Origin of the sequence: Borreliella chilensis (assembly GCA_000808095.1) — a bacterium.
In the GTDB taxonomy this organism is placed as follows: Bacteria; Spirochaetota; Spirochaetia; order Borreliales; family Borreliaceae; genus Borreliella; species Borreliella chilensis.
In genome coordinates, this window is the sequence record CP009910.1 from 492,874 (window position 1) to 505,005 (window position 12,132).

Sequence of the window (12,132 nt, forward strand, 5' to 3'; positions counted from 1 at the left end):
ACACTTTTAAAGCTATTAAAATTTTTTAGAAAAACACGCAGTGCGGGTCAATTTCTAAAAGTTTATTTTTTAATTATTTGTAGCTATTTTGTTATTTTTATAATTACGATTTGTTAAAAATTTTTAAAAGAGATTAAATATAAGTAGCTATTTGGGATATGAAATTTAGGAGGTTAGTCATGGCAAAAGAAGTTTTTCAAAGAACAAAGCCGCACATGAATGTTGGAACAATAGGCCACGTTGATCATGGTAAGACAACATTAACAGCGGCTATTAGTATTTATTGTTCAAAATTAAATAAAGATGCAAAAGCATTAAAGTACGAAGATATTGATAATGCACCTGAGGAGAAGGCGAGAGGAATAACAATTAATGCTAGGCATATTGAGTACGAAACTGCCAATAGGCACTATGCCCATGTTGATTGTCCAGGTCATGCTGATTATATAAAAAATATGATTACGGGGGCAGCTCAAATGGATGCAGCAATACTTTTGGTTGCTGCTGATAGTGGTGCTGAACCTCAAACAAAAGAGCATTTACTTCTTGCTCAAAGAATGGGGATAAAGAAAATAATAGTTTTTTTAAATAAATTAGATTTAGCAGATCCTGAGCTTGTTGAGCTTGTTGAAGTTGAGGTTTTAGAGTTGGTTGAAAAATATGGATTTTCAGCTAATACCCCAATAATCAAGGGTTCAGCTTTTGGGGCTATGTCAAATCCAGAAGATCCTGAGGCTACAAAATGTGTTAAAGAACTGCTTGAATCTATGGACAATTATTTTGATCTTCCAGAAAGAGATATTGACAAGCCATTTTTGCTTGCTGTTGAAGATGTATTTTCTATTTCAGGAAGAGGTACTGTTGCTACTGGGCGTATTGAAAGAGGTGTTATTAAGGTTGGGCAAGAAGTTGAAATAGTTGGTATTAAGGAAACTAGAAAAACCACTGTTACTGGTGTAGAAATGTTTCAGAAAATTCTTGAGCAAGGTCAAGCAGGAGATAATGTTGGGCTACTTCTAAGAGGAGTTGATAAAAAAGACATTGAGAGAGGGCAAGTTTTGTCGGCTCCAGGTACAATTACTCCACATAAAAAGTTTAAAGCTTCAATTTATTGTTTGACCAAAGAAGAAGGTGGTAGGCACAAGCCATTTTTTCCAGGTTATAGACCACAATTCTTTTTCAGAACAACCGATGTTACAGGAGTTGTTGCTTTAGAAGGGAAAGAAATGGTTATGCCTGGTGACAATGTTGATATTGTTGTTGAGTTAATCTCTTCAATAGCTATGGATAAGAATGTAGAATTTGCTGTTCGAGAAGGTGGTAGAACTGTTGCTTCAGGAAGAATTCTTGAAATATTGGAATAGTTCGAGACTTTAGGGATATATTTAATATTTCTAAAGTTTAGGAGAATAAATTGATTGCTAAAGATAAGATACGCGTAAGATTATTTAGTTTTGATGTTAAAATATTAGATCAGAGTGCCGAATCTATTGTTAAAGCTGTTCAGAAGGCTAAGGCTCAGATTAAGGGTCCAATTCCTTTGCCGACAAAAATAAAAAAATATACTGTTTTACGTTCTCCTCATGTCAATAAAAAGTCAAGGGAGCAATTTGAGATGAGAACTCATAAAAGGCTTATTGATATTTTAGAACCCACTTCTGCTTTAATGGATTCTTTAATGAAATTAGAACTTCCAGCAGGTGTTGAGGTAGATATTAAACAGTAAATTATATTTTAAGTATGTGAAGTATATGAATTTGAGGTGTTTTAATGTTGGGATTGATTGGAAAAAAAGTTGGCATGACTCAGATATTTCAAAAAAATGGTGTTGTGGTTCCTGTTACTGTTATAGAGTTTCAGCCCAATTATATTATAGGGAAAAAAACAGTTGATAGAGATGGTTACAGTGCTCTTATAGCGGGTTCTGTTGATCTTAAGGGCTCTAAAGTTTCAAAGCCTATAAGAGGTCAATATAAAAGCTTAAAAAATATTGAGCCTAAAAAATATGTAATAGAGTTTAAGGGGCTTGAAGGGTATGATGCTGGTGATGAAATTAAGATTGATGTTTTTAAGTCAGTTAAGTATGTGGATGTTACAGGAACTACTAAGGGCAAAGGTTTTCAGGGAGCTATGAAAAGGCATAATTTTAGTGGTGGGCCATCTTCTCATGGATCAAAATTTCATAGACATCTTGGTGGAACAGGACAAGCTACTACTCCTGCAAGGACGTTCAAAGGGACCAAAATGGCTGGTAGAATGGGTGGAAATCAACAAACTATTCAAAATCTTGAAGTTGTTTTAATTGATGAAGAAAAGAGAGCTATCCTGGTAAAAGGGGCTGTGCCCGGGGCTAAGGGTTCTTTTGTTGTTGTTAAGAAATCTAAAAAGTAGGTATTTAGTATGGAAAGGAAAGTTTTTTCTAAAGATGGAAAAGAGATTAGAACTATAAATTTGGATGATAGGGTTTTTAATATAGAAATTAGTCATGGATCTATTTATAATGCTATAAAAAACGAGCTGTCTAATCTTAGGGTTGGTACATCTTCAACTAAAACCAGATCAGAGGTTAAAGGTAGTTCAAAAAAACCTTGGAAGCAAAAAGGAACCGGTAGAGCTAGAGTGGGTACAAAGCGAAACCCAGTTTGGATTGGTGGGGGGATAGCATTAGGACCAAAGCCCAGAGATTATAGCTACAGATTGCCTAAAAAAGTGAAAAGACTTGCATTCAAGTCTGTTTTAAGCTTGCGTGCTGCTGATGAAAATAATTTCAAAGTTATTGAGAATTTTAATATTGAATCGGGAAAGACAAAAGATCTTGCTTTAATAATAAAAAATTTTGCAAGTGTTAGTGGCAAGGTAGTTGTTATTTTGGGCAGTGATGATCAGATGATCAAAAGGGCTGGTAAAAATATAAGAGATCTAAAGATCTTGTCTTTTGATAAACTTAGGGTTGTTGATTTGTTTTATGCTAAAAATTTAATAGCTCTAGAATCTGCTGTTAACAAGCTTAATGAGTTTTACATTAAAGAAAAGAGATGTTGAGGATAAGTATGAAAGCTTATGATATAATAATTTCACCTATGCTTACTGAAAAAACCAATACTCAAAGAGAAGGTATCAATGTGTATGTTTTTAAGGTAAGCAAGAGAGCAAATAAAAAAGAAGTTGGTGCAGCAATAAAAGAGCTTTTCGATGTTACTCCAGTATCGTGTAATTTGCTTAATATTAAAAGTAAAGCCAAGGTTGTGGTGTCTCGAAGAGGGTATCCTATAGGGAAGGGAAAAACTTCTTCGTGGAAGAAGGCATATGTTTATCTTAAAAAAGAAGATAAAATAGATATTTTTTAGTGGTTTTGGAGAAAAATAAATATGGGTATTAAGACTTATAAGCCTAAAACTTCTTCTTTGCGTTATAAGACGACTTTATCTTTTGATGATTTGAGCAAGGGTAATGATCCTTTGAAGTCTTTAACAAAAGGTAAAAAGTTTAAAGCAGGAAGAGATTCTTCTGGTAGGATTAGTGTTAGAAGAAGAGGCGGTGGGCATAAGAGAAAGTATAGATTGATTGATTTTAATCGAAGAGATAAGTTTAGCATTCCTGCTCGTGTGGCTTCTATTGAATATGATCCTAATAGAAGTGCTAATATAGCCCTGCTTGTCTATAAAGATGGAGACAAGAGATATATTATTTCTCCTAAAGGCATTAAAGTTGGGGATGTTTTGGAAAGTGGTCCGAACGCCCCAATTAAAATTGGGAATGCTTTGCCTCTTGAAAATATTCCTATTGGAAGAACTGTTCATAATATTGAGCTTAATGTAGGCAAGGGTGGTCAGCTTGTAAGAAGTGCAGGGGGGTATGCTATGATACTTGCTTCTGAAGGTAATTATGTTACCGTAAAGTTGTCATCTGGTGAGATGAGGTTGATTTTTAAAAAATGCATTGCAACAATTGGTGAAATTGGCAACGAAGATTATGTCAATGTTTCCATAGGTAAAGCTGGTAAAAGCAGATGGCTTGGTAAAAGACCTAAGGTTAGGGGTGTTGCTATGAATCCTGTTGACCATCCACATGGTGGTGGTGAGGGGAAAACTTCCGGGGGTCGCCATCCCGTGTCTCCTTGGGGACAACCTACTAAAGGTTATAAGACTCGCAAGAAGAAAAGGTATTCAGATAAATTTATTATTAAAAGAAGAAATAAGTAGGAGAGTATAGTGGCAAGATCTATTAAAAAAGGACCTTTTATAGAAAAAAGTCTTTATCAAAAAGTTTTATCATCTTCTGGAAGTGAGAAGAGGGTTGTTATTAAGACTTACTCTAGAGCCTCAACAATAATTCCTGAGATGGTGAGTCTTACTATATCTGTTTACAATGGTAAGGCTTTTATACCTATTTATATTACTGAAGATCTTGTGGGGCATAAGCTTGGCGAGTTTTCACCTACAAGGATTTTTAGAGGACATGCCAAGTCAGATAAAAAGGGAAGGAAGTAAGTATCTATGTTGATAAATAGAAGATATACAGCAAAGGGCAAAAATTTACCCTCTTCTCCAAAAAAAGTTAGGCCAATAGCTGACAATATACGGGGAGAGTCTTATGTTAAAGCTATTGCAGTGCTTTGTTCTATGCCTAATAAAGGAGCTAAGCTTTTAGAAAAGGTTGTTAAGTCAGCAGCATCAAATGCTATGTATCATAATAAAAATCTTTCCGAAGACATGATATTTGTTAAAGCAGTTATGGTTGATGATGGACGTCGTCGTAAAAAGATTTGGCCTAGGGCTAGAGGTAGAGCAGATAGGCTTATTAATAGGAATTGTCATATTTTTGTTGAAGTTGATGAAAAAAAAGATATTAAAGGATAAAGTATGGGCCAAAAAGTACATCCATATAGCTTAAGGGTAAAAATTAATAAAGATTGGAAATCAAAATGGTATTTTGATAAAAAGTTGTATTCTACAATTCTTCATGAAGATTTTTTAATAAGACGTGAGATTATGAAGTTTCTCAAAGGGATTAAATTTGATATTTCTGATATAGAAATAATTAGAAATAATCCCCAAAAAGTAACAGTAGTAATTGCTACTCCAAGACCCGGTTCTGTTATAGGTCTAAAAGGTTCTAATCTTGAAAAAATTGGTCAATTGTTAACTAAAAAAATTTCTAAAAAAATTAGTATTAAAATCAAAGAAATTAAAAGACCGGAGCTTGATGCTCAGATTATTGCTAATGGAATTGCAAAGCAAGTAGAAAATAGAGCGTCTTATAGGAAAGTTTTAAAATCATCTCTTTCTACTTCTATGTTAAAAGGTGCTCAAGGGCTAAAGATTAAGATTGCCGGTAGACTTGGTGGAGCTGAGATTGCAAGAAGCTTTGAGGTTAAGGAGGGTAGGATTCCTTTGCATACTCTTAGAGCTAATATAGATTATGGTTTTTCTGAAGCTCAAACTACTTATGGTATTATTGGAGTCAAGGTTTGGTTGTTTAAAGGTGAAGTTTTAGGTAAACAAACTAATTCTGATGCTGGTCAGGTAATAAATAGGAAGCCTTTTAGGGAAAGAGGTGAGTCTGCTAAAAATTTTGATAAAATTTCAAATAATAAAGAGAAGGTTAATGAAAAGCAAACCAGAGTTTTAAATAAAAAAGGTGGGTTGTCTAAAGATGGAGAAGGCATTTTAAATAAACCCAATGTGCCTTCTTCTAAAGGAAGAGCCGATTCTAATTAGCAGGATATTGGAGGAGAATTAGATGTTAAGTCCAAAAAAGGTTAAATATAGAAAAAAGCAAAGAGGAAGATTGTCCGGAGAGGCTCAAAAGGGCAATAAGGTTTCTTTCGGTGAATATGGTCTTGTTTCTTTGGAAACAAATTTTATTACCGCTCGTCAAATTGAAGCTGCTCGTATTGCAATGACTCGTAAAATAAAAAGAGGTGGTAGGGTTTGGATAAGAATATTTCCTGATATTCCTTATACTAAAAAACCAGCTGAAACTAGAATGGGCAAGGGCAAAGGGGGGGTTGATCATTGGAACGCTCCTGTTAAGCTTGGCACTGTTATGTTTGAGATGGCTGGAGTTGCAAAAGAGCTTGCTCAAGAGGCTATGTCACTTGCAAGTTCTAAGCTTCCGGTGAAAACTATGTTTATTGTAAGGCGAGATTTGAGGTAGCTATGTTGAAAAATTTTAAGAATTTTACTCTTGAGGATATGAAGGCTAAACGGCTAGAATTAAAGAAAGAGTATTTAGATTTAAGATTTAAAGCTGTTGTTGGTCATGTTGAAAATCCTTTAAAAAAAAGAGAGATTCGACGTGATATTGCAAGACTTAATACAATGATTTGTGAATATGAATTGGGTATTAGAAAGGTTTAATATGGCAAGAGAAAATAAAAAAGAATTAATTGGTAAAGTTGTTAGCGATAAGATGTCTAAGACTATAGTAGTAGAAATTGTTCAAAGAAAGATGCATCCAATTTACCATAAGTATTTAAAAGTCAGCAAAAAAGTTAAAGCACATGATGAAAAGGAAATTTCAAAGATTGGTGATAAGGTTAAAATTATTGAGGTTCGTCCTATTAGTAAAGATAAAAGATGGTCTCTTGTTGAAGTTTTAGAGAAATTAAAATAGCTTTGGTTTTTCTAAAGGAGGTTGATTATGATTCAGATGCAAACTTATTTAACAGTTGCAGATAATACTGGTGGCAAGGTGGCTCAATGTATTAAAGTTCTTGGTGGCAGTAAAAGGCGTTATGCTAAAATTGGAGACGTAATAACTATTGTAGTAAAACAAGCAATTCCTAATTCTTCTGTTAAAAAAGGAGATGTTTGTAAAGCTGTAATTGTTAGGACTTCTAAAGAAGTAAGACGTAAGAATGGAACTTATGTTAGATTTGATGATAATGCTTGTGTGATACTTGATGCTAATTTAAGTCCTAGAGGCAAAAGGGTGTTTGGACCTGTTGCAAGAGAACTCAGAGATGCTAATTTTATGAAGGTAGTATCATTGGCTTCAGAGGTGATATAGCAAAGGGGGTTTTGTGAAAACAAAGTTGAAGATAGGTGATAGCGTAAAGATTCTTTCTGGGAAAGATAAGGGAAGAATAGGCAAGATTGCTAGTATAAATAGAAAAAAAAATAAAGTTATTGTTGAATCTTGTAATATGGTAAAAAAAGTCATCAAGGCTAGGACGCCCCAAGAAAAAGGTAGAATAATTGATAGGGAGGCCGCTATAGACATTTCAAATGTGATGATATTTACCAAAGGAACTTCTTCAAGATTAGGTATTAGGTTTGAAAATAATGAAAAAATAAGGTATCTTAAGAAAAATGGTCAGAGGGTATAGAGTTTATGAATTATGTTCCTGAATTGAAGAAGTATTATAAAAATAGTGTTGTAAAAGAACTTGTTAAGGAATTTGAATATAAATCTATAATGCAAGTTCCCAAACTTGAAAAAATAGTAATTTCTGTAGGTGTTGGTGAGGCTGTTAGGAATAAAAAGTTTTTAGACTCTGCGGTTTTAGAGCTTACTCAGATCACTGGTCAGAAAGCTGTAAAAACAAAAGCCAAAAAAGCAATTGCTGGGTTTAAGATTAGACAAGGGCAAGAAATAGGTGCTAAAGTTACGCTTAGGGGCAATGTAATGTATGAGTTTTTGTATAAGCTTATTCATTTAGCATTGCCAAGGGTTAAGGATTTTAGAGGAATCAATGGAGATGCTTTTGATGGTAATGGAAATTATTCTCTTGGAATAACGGAGCAAATAATATTTTCTGAAATAGACTATGATAAAATAGAGAGAATATCTGGTTTGAATGTTACAATTGTGACAACAGCTCCAAATGATAAAGAAGGCAAAGCTTTGCTTTTGAAATTTGGAATGCCGTTTAGTAATTAAAGGGATTTATAAGGTATATGGCTAAAAAATCAATGATTATTAGGGCTTTAAGAAAGCCTAAGTATAAAACAAGACAGAACAATAGATGTAAATTATGTGGTCGTCCTAGAGGTTATTTGAGAGATTTTTGTATGTGCAGGATATGTTTTAGAAAGTATGCGTCTGAAGGATTAATTCCTGGCGTTTCAAAATCAAGTTGGTAAGGAGATTTTATGGCGATTACTCATTCGGTAGGAGATATGCTAACTAAATTGAGGAATGCAAGTAGAGTTAAGCATGGGTCTGTAGATTTAAAAATGTCTAATATGAATAAGTCAATATTAAACATTCTTAAAGAAGAGGGTTATATCAAGGATTTTAGTTTTTTAGAAAAAGACGGAATTGCTTTTATTAAGGTTTTGTTAAAATATGACAGCAAAAGAAATCCTGTTATAAATAAAATAGATGCCATTTCTACTCCTGGTAGAAAAATTTATTCTTCATATAAGAAGATGCCAAGAATAAAGAATGGATATGGGATATTAATAGTATCTTCTTCTCAAGGTGTTATTACTGGCAAAAAAGCTAAAGATAATAAAATAGGTGGTGAATTGATTTGTTCAGTTTGGTAGATTAATAGGGGGATTTATGTCGCGTATTGGAAGACTTCCTATAAAGATTCCAGATACTGTTAAGATTGATGTTAAAGACAATTTGGTAACAGTTGAAGGGGCTAGAGGAAAGTTAGTTCAAAATATAAAAGATAGTGTTAATGTTAAAGTTGAAAATGGTAGCGTTATTATTGATCGAGTTTTTAATGATAAAAAAGCAAAAGCTTATCATGGTCTTTACAGAAGCTTAATTTTTAACATGGTAAAAGGAGTAACTGAAGGATTTTCCAAATCTCTTACTATAAATGGTATAGGCTATAGGGCAGAACAACAAGGCAATAGTCTTTTTTTAAACCTTGGTTATTCGACTCAGTTTGAATATGTTATTCCGGATGGTATTAATATAAAGCTTGATGGTAATACTAAAATTTCTGTTGAAGGCATAGACAAGTCTAAGGTTGGCCAAGTTGCTGCTGAGATTAGAAGTTTAAAAAAACCAGAACCATATAAGGGTAAGGGTATCAAGTATGATACTGAAGTTATTAGGAGAAAAGTTGGGAAATCTGGTGTAAAAAAATAAATTTTGGGTGAATAGTTATGAAAAAAATAAAAGAAGCGGAACAGAGAAGATTTAGGCGTAAAAAAAGGATAAAGGATAAAATAGGGCGTGGGATATCAAGCAGACCAAGAATTACTATATTTAAATCTAACAGATATTTTTATGCCCAAGTTATAGATGATAGCAAGGGGCATACTGTTGTAAGTGTTTCTACTATTGAAAAAAGTCTTAATTTAAGCAAAAATATTGATGATGTAAAAAAACTTGGAGAAGTTCTTGCTAAAAGGCTTAAGGAAAAAAATATAAATAATCTTATTTTTGATAGAAATGGTTATAAGTATCATGGACTTATTGCAAGTTTTGCAACTTCTTTGAGAGAGTTTGGTATTAATATTTAAGGGAGTATATTTATGGCAGATGTTCAAGTTCAGAGAAAGCAAATAGAAAAATTAATATCACTCAATAGAGTTACTAAGGTTGTTAAGGGAGGAAGAAGATTCTCTTTTGCTGCTTTCATGGTTGTTGGAGATGGAGAAGGCTATGTTGGTTGGGGCTTTGGCAAAGCCAATGATGCTAGTGATGCGATAAAAAAAAGTTTAACAAGTGCTAGAAAAAATTTAAGGTTTGTTCCTATCCGAAAAGGGACATTGCCACATGAGGTTATTGGAGACTTTAAGAAAGCTAAGGTTTTAATCAAGCCAGCTACTCATGGTACTGGTGTTATTGCTGGAGGTCCTGTTCGCTCTGTCATGGAGGCTTTAGGAGTGCATGATATTTTAAGCAAATCTCTTGGTTCTAATAATTCTATGAATGTAGTAAAGGCAACTTTTAAAGCATTCGATTTAGTTTTAGATGCTGAGAAAGTAGCAGAGATGCGGGGAAAAACTTTGAAAACTTTATGGGGTTAATGTATGATTAAAAGGAAATTAAGATTACAGTTAAAGAAAGCTAGATTTAATGCTTCAAGGTCTAGATCTAAGAATAAATGTTTTATTAAAAGAATCGAAAAGAATAGGGAAATTATTTCTAAAAACGATATCAATGTACAAATTATTCTTGTAAGAAGTCTTATTGGGAAATTAAAGAAAAAGGTTAAAGTTTTAAAAGCATTAGGTTTAAATAAAATAGGCGATAAAAAGGTGCATTTTTTAAATAAATCTATTAAAGGTATGCTTAACGAAACTATTAATATGATTTTATTAAGTGAGGTAAGTAATGTTTAACCTATTAAAACCTAAGGGAGCTAGTAAGCGACGTAAAATTATTGGAAGAGGTCCAGGTTCAGGACTTGGTAAAACTTCTGGAAGAGGCCAAAAGGGGCAAAGAGCAAGAAATACTTCACCAAGACTTGGATTTGAAGGTGGGCAAACTCCTCTTTATAGAAGATTGCCAAGGAGAGGATTTTCTAATAATGATTATAAATTGGAATATGCAATTGTTAATCTTGGAGATATAGATAAAAAGTTTAAAGATGGACAAGTGGTAAATTATGATACTTTGCTTGAAAATAAACTTATAAGAAAAAAAAATAAAAGAATTAAGATTTTGTCTAATGGCAAGTTTACAAAAAAAATTCCTTTTGAGGTTTCTAAAATTTCTAAATCGGCCGAAAGTCTTGTAACAAAAATTGGTTGTACTATTAAATTAGTTTAAAATGGAATAAAAATGAAAGGATTATTTTTAAGTTTATTTACTGTTAAGGATTTAAGGAATAAGTTCTTATTTACTTTATTTATTCTTTTTCTTTTTAGAGTTGGTTCGTATTTGCCAATACCAGGAATAGATCCTGTAGCGCTTAAGAGTTATTTTAAGTCACAATCAGATTTTTCAATTGCTAATTATTTTGATTTTTTTTCAGGCGGAGCTTTTAGTAATTTTTCTATATTTATGCTTAGTATAGGCCCTTATATTTCAGCGTCTATTATTGTTCAGCTTCTTGTTTATTCTTTTCCTTCTTTGAAAAAAATGCAAGAAGGTGATGGTGGCAGACAAAAGACTAAAAAATATACAAAGTATTTAACAATAGTAGCAGCTGTAGTTCAAGGATATGCAACAAGTCTTTATGCTAAGAGCATTCCAGGTGCCGTTACCATTCCTTTTTATAGATATATATTTATTGCTATTTTAACAGTTACCACAGGTACATTTATTCTTTTGTGGTTTGGAGAGCAGATTAATCAAAGAGGTATAGGCAATGGAACATCTTTGATAATTTTTTCCGGCATAGTGGTTAGACTGCAAGCAGCTTTGTTTAATTTATTCCAAAGTATGCAGGATCCTTCTCAAAATGTTAATCCTGTGTTTGTGATACTTGTTATAAGTATATTTATTTTAGTTGTTATCTTGATTATATATGAATATAAAGCTCAAATGCGAATTGCTATTCATTATGCTAGAGCAAATTCTAAGAGTACAGTTAGTTCGTATTTGCCAATCAAATTGAATCCATCAGGTGTTTTGCCTGTTATTTTTGCCTCTGTTTTGATTACTTTGCCTTTACAAATTTTAAGTGGTTTTGCAGAAACTTCTTCTATAGCTAGGCAAATTTTATCTTATTTAAGGCCTAATGGATTTTATTATACTTTTTTAAATGTCATTTTGATAATAGGATTTACATATTTTTATTCTAAGATTCAGTTAAGCCCTAAAGATATAAGTAATAATATCCGCAAGAATGGCGGTACTATTCCTGGAATAAAGTCTGACGAGATGGAAAAATATTTAGATGAGATTATGAATAAAACTTTGTTTTCAGGATCTATTTTTTTGTCAATTATTGCAATTATTCCATTTTTAGTGCAAAATATTTTTAGATTTCCTCATGATGTTTCGAGGATAATGGGGGGGTCTTCTTTGCTTATTATGGTAGGGGTTGCGCTTGATACATTGATTCATATTGATGCTTATTTAAAAACTCAAGGGTTTTCTCATGGAAATAAAAAGAATTATGCGTTTTTGCAAAAAATTTAGGAGTATTTGATTATGAAAGTTAGAGCAAGTGTTAAGCCAATTTGTGAAAAATGTAAAGTTATAAAAAGAAAAGGTGTATTAAGGATTATTTGCGATAATTTAAAGCACAAACAAAGACAAAAGTAA

General features: G+C 32.7%; 23 protein-coding genes. All 23 read left to right on the forward strand.

Annotated features, from left to right (window positions below):
* The first annotated feature begins 179 nt into the window (after positions 1–179).
* The 23 genes from tuf (at position 180) to rpmJ (ending at position 12,132) form a co-directional block, all read left to right on the forward strand.
* Positions 180–1,364: an elongation factor Tu gene (gene tuf, locus OY14_02370; GenBank protein AJA90286.1), complete on the forward strand. Its 1,185-nt coding sequence runs from the start codon at positions 180–182 to the stop codon at positions 1,362–1,364.
* Positions 1,365–1,414: 50 nt separating this feature from the next.
* Entirely contained in the window at positions 1,415–1,726 is a 312-nt protein-coding gene (locus OY14_02375) for a 30S ribosomal protein S10 (protein AJA90287.1), read from the forward strand.
* 44 nt (positions 1,727–1,770) lie between these two features.
* Positions 1,771–2,391, forward strand: coding sequence for a 50S ribosomal protein L3 (locus OY14_02380; GenBank protein ID AJA90288.1), 621 nt, complete (start codon positions 1,771–1,773; stop codon positions 2,389–2,391).
* Positions 2,392–2,400: 9 nt separating this feature from the next.
* Positions 2,401–3,042 carry a 50S ribosomal protein L4 gene (locus OY14_02385; protein ID AJA90289.1) on the forward strand — a complete coding sequence of 214 codons (642 nt, stop codon included), beginning with the start codon at positions 2,401–2,403 and terminating at the stop codon, positions 3,040–3,042.
* An 8-nt stretch (positions 3,043–3,050) separates the two neighbouring features.
* Entirely contained in the window at positions 3,051–3,347 is a 297-nt protein-coding gene (locus OY14_02390) for a 50S ribosomal protein L23 (protein AJA90290.1), read from the forward strand.
* Positions 3,348–3,368: 21 nt separating this feature from the next.
* Positions 3,369–4,202 (forward strand): 50S ribosomal protein L2, encoded by an 834-nt coding sequence (rplB, locus tag OY14_02395; protein ID AJA90291.1) that lies wholly within the window; start codon positions 3,369–3,371, stop codon positions 4,200–4,202.
* 9 nt (positions 4,203–4,211) lie between these two features.
* Complete coding sequence (locus OY14_02400) at positions 4,212–4,490, forward strand: 30S ribosomal protein S19 (GenBank protein ID AJA90292.1); 279 nt, start codon at positions 4,212–4,214, stop codon at positions 4,488–4,490.
* Positions 4,491–4,496: 6 nt separating this feature from the next.
* Positions 4,497–4,859 carry a 50S ribosomal protein L22 gene (locus OY14_02405; protein AJA90293.1) on the forward strand — a complete coding sequence of 121 codons (363 nt, stop codon included), beginning with the start codon at positions 4,497–4,499 and terminating at the stop codon, positions 4,857–4,859.
* Positions 4,860–4,862: 3 nt separating this feature from the next.
* Positions 4,863–5,720 carry a 30S ribosomal protein S3 gene (locus OY14_02410; protein ID AJA90294.1) on the forward strand — a complete coding sequence of 286 codons (858 nt, stop codon included), beginning with the start codon at positions 4,863–4,865 and terminating at the stop codon, positions 5,718–5,720.
* A 22-nt stretch (positions 5,721–5,742) separates the two neighbouring features.
* On the forward strand, positions 5,743–6,159 hold the full coding sequence (locus tag OY14_02415; GenBank protein ID AJA90295.1) for a 50S ribosomal protein L16: 417 nt from the start codon (positions 5,743–5,745) through the stop codon (positions 6,157–6,159).
* A gap of 2 nt (positions 6,160–6,161) precedes the next feature.
* Complete coding sequence (locus OY14_02420) at positions 6,162–6,362, forward strand: 50S ribosomal protein L29 (protein AJA90296.1); 201 nt, start codon at positions 6,162–6,164, stop codon at positions 6,360–6,362.
* 1 nt (position 6,363) lies between these two features.
* Positions 6,364–6,618: a 30S ribosomal protein S17 gene (locus OY14_02425; protein ID AJA90297.1), complete on the forward strand. Its 255-nt coding sequence runs from the start codon at positions 6,364–6,366 to the stop codon at positions 6,616–6,618.
* Positions 6,619–6,645: 27 nt separating this feature from the next.
* Positions 6,646–7,014 carry a 50S ribosomal protein L14 gene (locus OY14_02430; protein ID AJA90298.1) on the forward strand — a complete coding sequence of 123 codons (369 nt, stop codon included), beginning with the start codon at positions 6,646–6,648 and terminating at the stop codon, positions 7,012–7,014.
* 13 nt (positions 7,015–7,027) lie between these two features.
* On the forward strand, positions 7,028–7,333 hold the full coding sequence (locus OY14_02435) for a 50S ribosomal protein L24 (GenBank protein ID AJA90299.1): 306 nt from the start codon (positions 7,028–7,030) through the stop codon (positions 7,331–7,333).
* Positions 7,334–7,338: 5 nt separating this feature from the next.
* Positions 7,339–7,887, forward strand: coding sequence for a 50S ribosomal protein L5 (locus OY14_02440; protein ID AJA90300.1), 549 nt, complete (start codon positions 7,339–7,341; stop codon positions 7,885–7,887).
* Between the two features lie 212 nt (positions 7,888–8,099).
* Complete coding sequence (locus OY14_02445) at positions 8,100–8,498, forward strand: 30S ribosomal protein S8 (protein ID AJA90301.1); 399 nt, start codon at positions 8,100–8,102, stop codon at positions 8,496–8,498.
* Positions 8,499–8,514: 16 nt separating this feature from the next.
* Positions 8,515–9,057, forward strand: coding sequence for a 50S ribosomal protein L6 (locus OY14_02450; protein ID AJA90302.1), 543 nt, complete (start codon positions 8,515–8,517; stop codon positions 9,055–9,057).
* Between the two features lie 17 nt (positions 9,058–9,074).
* Entirely contained in the window at positions 9,075–9,434 is a 360-nt protein-coding gene (locus tag OY14_02455) for a 50S ribosomal protein L18 (GenBank protein ID AJA90303.1), read from the forward strand.
* A 12-nt stretch (positions 9,435–9,446) separates the two neighbouring features.
* Positions 9,447–9,944 (forward strand): 30S ribosomal protein S5, encoded by a 498-nt coding sequence (locus OY14_02460; GenBank protein AJA90304.1) that lies wholly within the window; start codon positions 9,447–9,449, stop codon positions 9,942–9,944.
* Between the two features lie 3 nt (positions 9,945–9,947).
* Entirely contained in the window at positions 9,948–10,259 is a 312-nt protein-coding gene (locus OY14_02465) for a 50S ribosomal protein L30 (GenBank protein AJA90305.1), read from the forward strand.
* Positions 10,252–10,689 carry a 50S ribosomal protein L15 gene (locus OY14_02470; protein AJA90306.1) on the forward strand — a complete coding sequence of 146 codons (438 nt, stop codon included), beginning with the start codon at positions 10,252–10,254 and terminating at the stop codon, positions 10,687–10,689. Before OY14_02465 ends, OY14_02470 begins: the two co-directional genes overlap by 8 nt.
* A 12-nt stretch (positions 10,690–10,701) precedes the next feature.
* A complete protein-coding gene (locus tag OY14_02475) occupies positions 10,702–12,006 on the forward strand; it encodes a preprotein translocase subunit SecY (protein AJA90307.1) in 1,305 nt (434 codons plus the stop codon).
* Between the two features lie 12 nt (positions 12,007–12,018).
* Positions 12,019–12,132: a 50S ribosomal protein L36 gene (rpmJ, locus tag OY14_02480; GenBank protein ID AJA90308.1), complete on the forward strand. Its 114-nt coding sequence runs from the start codon at positions 12,019–12,021 to the stop codon at positions 12,130–12,132.

Coding starts and splice junctions, on each gene's coding strand:
- tuf (AJA90286.1), top strand. CDS start 180: ATGGCAAAAGAAGTTTTTCAAAGAACAAAGCCGCACATGAATGTTGGA.
- OY14_02380 (AJA90288.1), top strand. CDS start 1,771: ATGTTGGGATTGATTGGAAAAAAAGTTGGCATGACTCAGATATTTCAA.
- OY14_02385 (AJA90289.1), top strand. CDS start 2,401: ATGGAAAGGAAAGTTTTTTCTAAAGATGGAAAAGAGATTAGAACTATA.
- OY14_02390 (AJA90290.1), top strand. CDS start 3,051: ATGAAAGCTTATGATATAATAATTTCACCTATGCTTACTGAAAAAACC.
- rplB (AJA90291.1), top strand. CDS start 3,369: ATGGGTATTAAGACTTATAAGCCTAAAACTTCTTCTTTGCGTTATAAG.
- OY14_02405 (AJA90293.1), top strand. CDS start 4,497: ATGTTGATAAATAGAAGATATACAGCAAAGGGCAAAAATTTACCCTCT.
- OY14_02410 (AJA90294.1), top strand. CDS start 4,863: ATGGGCCAAAAAGTACATCCATATAGCTTAAGGGTAAAAATTAATAAA.
- OY14_02415 (AJA90295.1), top strand. CDS start 5,743: ATGTTAAGTCCAAAAAAGGTTAAATATAGAAAAAAGCAAAGAGGAAGA.
- OY14_02420 (AJA90296.1), top strand. CDS start 6,162: ATGTTGAAAAATTTTAAGAATTTTACTCTTGAGGATATGAAGGCTAAA.
- OY14_02425 (AJA90297.1), top strand. CDS start 6,364: ATGGCAAGAGAAAATAAAAAAGAATTAATTGGTAAAGTTGTTAGCGAT.
- OY14_02430 (AJA90298.1), top strand. CDS start 6,646: ATGATTCAGATGCAAACTTATTTAACAGTTGCAGATAATACTGGTGGC.
- OY14_02440 (AJA90300.1), top strand. CDS start 7,339: ATGAATTATGTTCCTGAATTGAAGAAGTATTATAAAAATAGTGTTGTA.
- OY14_02445 (AJA90301.1), top strand. CDS start 8,100: ATGGCGATTACTCATTCGGTAGGAGATATGCTAACTAAATTGAGGAAT.
- OY14_02450 (AJA90302.1), top strand. CDS start 8,515: ATGTCGCGTATTGGAAGACTTCCTATAAAGATTCCAGATACTGTTAAG.
- OY14_02455 (AJA90303.1), top strand. CDS start 9,075: ATGAAAAAAATAAAAGAAGCGGAACAGAGAAGATTTAGGCGTAAAAAA.
- OY14_02460 (AJA90304.1), top strand. CDS start 9,447: ATGGCAGATGTTCAAGTTCAGAGAAAGCAAATAGAAAAATTAATATCA.
- OY14_02465 (AJA90305.1), top strand. CDS start 9,948: ATGATTAAAAGGAAATTAAGATTACAGTTAAAGAAAGCTAGATTTAAT.
- OY14_02470 (AJA90306.1), top strand. CDS start 10,252: ATGTTTAACCTATTAAAACCTAAGGGAGCTAGTAAGCGACGTAAAATT.
- OY14_02475 (AJA90307.1), top strand. CDS start 10,702: ATGAAAGGATTATTTTTAAGTTTATTTACTGTTAAGGATTTAAGGAAT.
- rpmJ (AJA90308.1), top strand. CDS start 12,019: ATGAAAGTTAGAGCAAGTGTTAAGCCAATTTGTGAAAAATGTAAAGTT.